Here is a 625-nt window from a genome sequence, read left to right as displayed (position 1 = left end):
AGGTATGGTCATCGTAATCATTCTTCTCGTCTGAAGAAAAGCCCGCTTTTAGCTTGTACTGAATGTCTGCGCGATATTGATGGCGTTCGATACGTGCCAACAAGCTAGGCTCTAGTCCCCAAATGTTTACGGATTCTATATCTTGAGATTTTTCCGCTTTGTTTATGTTGTCGTCGCCTTCGTAGAACGCTTTGACCAATGAGATAAACTCAATGCCAGATTCAGTTTGATATGCCATTGGCTCTGCTAATGCAGCTGTTGAACAAAGGGCAAGCGCAAGCGCTGGAGTTGTTGTTTTCATCATCGCCGCCTTAGTACGCATTGGAGCCAGTAAAGCCTTTGAACACGGTAAGGAAGATGATTTTGATGTCCATCCAAACCGACCAATGATGGATGTAATCCAAATCAAACTCGACGCGTTTTTCCATCTTATCGAGCGTGTCGGTTTCGCCGCGATAGCCGTTGATTTGAGCCCAACCTGTAATGCCTGGTTTGACTTTGTGGCGCAACATGTAGCGGGCGACAATCTGACGATATTCTTCGTTGTGCGCAACGGCATGAGGACGAGGGCCAACGATCGACATAGTGCCTTGCAATACGTTGATAAACTGCGGCAGTTCGTCTA

The 625-nt window shown here is 46.7% G+C and carries 1 protein-coding gene and 1 pseudogene; both read right to left on the bottom strand.

Going from position 1 to position 625, the window contains the following annotated elements:
- Nucleotides 1–322 (bottom strand): annotated as a pseudogene (locus R7190_RS28540) (capsular biosynthesis protein); the annotation flags it as partial.
- The coding region (locus tag R7190_RS28535; protein WP_318138017.1) for a sugar transferase at nucleotides 312–625 on the bottom strand (314 nt) is incomplete at its 5' end. The pseudogene R7190_RS28540 and the gene R7190_RS28535, both read right to left, overlap by 11 nt.

This window comes from Vibrio sp. 1078-1 (assembly GCF_033340475.1).
This window is presented reverse-complemented; position numbering and strand designations above follow the sequence as displayed.